The organism is Cohnella caldifontis (assembly GCF_029360585.1).
Lineage (GTDB): Bacteria > Bacillota > Bacilli > Paenibacillales > Paenibacillaceae > Cohnella > Cohnella caldifontis.
The window spans coordinates 1-1,721 of record NZ_JAQZSJ010000045.1; the positions used below are offsets into that span (position 1 = coordinate 1).

Sequence of the window (1,721 nt, forward strand, 5' to 3'; positions counted from 1 at the left end):
TGAACTGACCCCTGTCAAGTAGACAGTATAAAAAACAAAAAGCTATGGCACTGACCGTTTCCTTATGGTTGGTGCCATTTTCTATGCTGCCGAACCTAAAAGGTAACGTCTGTATTCCAGTGGTGTCATTCTGTTAAGCCTCTTTTGGTATCGGCCATTGTTGTAGTAATCGATGTATTCTTTAATTGCTGCTTCCAGATCTTCGTATGAATCGAATTTGTTAAGGTAGTACATTTCAGATTTCATCATTCCCCAGAATGACTCCATCGGACCATTGTCTATGCACCTGGATACCCTAGACATACTTTGCGTCATTCCAGCATCATCTAGCTTCTTCCTGAACTGTTTGCTTGTATATTGGAATCCACGGTCACTATGAAAGAGGGGTGAGGCGTCAGGATAAGACTTGTGGGCGATATCAAAAGTTCGAAATACAAGTTCATTGTTGTTGGAATGTCCGACCACAAAAGATACGATACTTTTATCAGCCAAGTCGAGGATCGCACTAAGATAAGCCTTGCTCTGAATGCCATACTTCATCTCAGTCACATCAGTAAGCCATTTGGTACCGAACTCAGTGGAGTTAAAATCTCTATTCAGGACATTTTCCGCTGTAATTTCAGGCGTAGAATGGACGTAATTTTTCCGCTTCCTACGACATACCGATTTTAGATGTAGGATGTCCATGAGTCTGTATATTCGTTTATGATTGACATTCAATTGGTGTTCTCGGTTTAGCTTGATTGTCATCTGGCGATATCCGAGAATTCCGCCTTTTTCTTCGTAGGCATCCCTAATCAAGGGAAGCAATGCTTTGTTGAATATCTCATTATCGCTTTCTTTCCGGTTTAGCCATTTGTAATACGAAGAACGTTGGACTCCAGCAAGATCACAGAGTTGACTGATGGGATATGGTTCCATTTCGTGTAGATCGCTTATGGCAAGATACGTAGCTTCATATCGAACTTGGCTTAGAATCGTCCCCTTTCGATCTCGTCCAGCTTTTTTAGAAAGTCAATCTCCATCTGCTGTCTTCTGTTCTGGGCCTGAAGCAGTGCATTCTGTGCCCTCAGTTTCTCTACCTCGGACATTGCATCTTCCGTTTTCCTTTTCCCACGCCTGTCCTGAAGTGCTTCCACACCAGACTTTAGGTATTTATTTGTCCAGGAATAAACCTGCTGGTAGGATACCTGAAATTTCTCCGCTGTCAGAGCATAGTTGTTTTTATGTTCAATGCAGAATTTGACGATTTCAATTCGTTCACTGTAAGTAGTTGCTCGTCCTTGAGTCATGATTGGTGATCCTCCGGTTCCGGAAGTTTTCAACATTTCATGACCATTATACTTCACGATCCAATCACGTAATTGATAAGTTGATTTAATGCCGTACTTTCTACATATATCCATGTGAGATCCGCCGCCAGCTAAATAATCTTCAACGGTTATTCTCTTTAATTCTGCGGAGTAAGGAGTATTCTGAGAGGATTGTAGCAATCCGTCTGGACCTAACGACTGGTAGATCTGTAGCCATTGCTTCACGGATGAAGGATGTACATCAAGAAGAGCTGCTAGGTGCTTAAGCGAATCTTCTCCTCGAATATACTTTTCAATAGCTGCAATCTTTTCTGAACCAGATACTTTTGCTTTATGGGACATAAAAATGCTCCTCCTTGCAGTGACAGTTTCATTATTTCAACTGTCTACTGCAAGGGGAGCATATCA

2 protein-coding genes are annotated in these 1,721 nt (G+C 41.8%); both read right to left on the minus strand.

The window, feature by feature from the left end:
- Window positions 1-81: 81 nt before the first annotated feature.
- The gene (locus tag PTZ19_RS25235; RefSeq protein WP_339329362.1) at window positions 82-978 is read right to left on the minus strand and encodes an IS3 family transposase; all 897 of its coding nucleotides are present in this window, start codon (window positions 976-978) and stop codon (window positions 82-84) included.
- Window positions 972-1,655, minus strand: coding sequence for a transposase (locus PTZ19_RS25240; protein ID WP_276358470.1), 684 nt, complete (start codon window positions 1,653-1,655; stop codon window positions 972-974). Before PTZ19_RS25240 ends, PTZ19_RS25235 begins: the two co-directional genes overlap by 7 nt.
- Window positions 1,656-1,721: the final 66 nt, after the last annotated feature.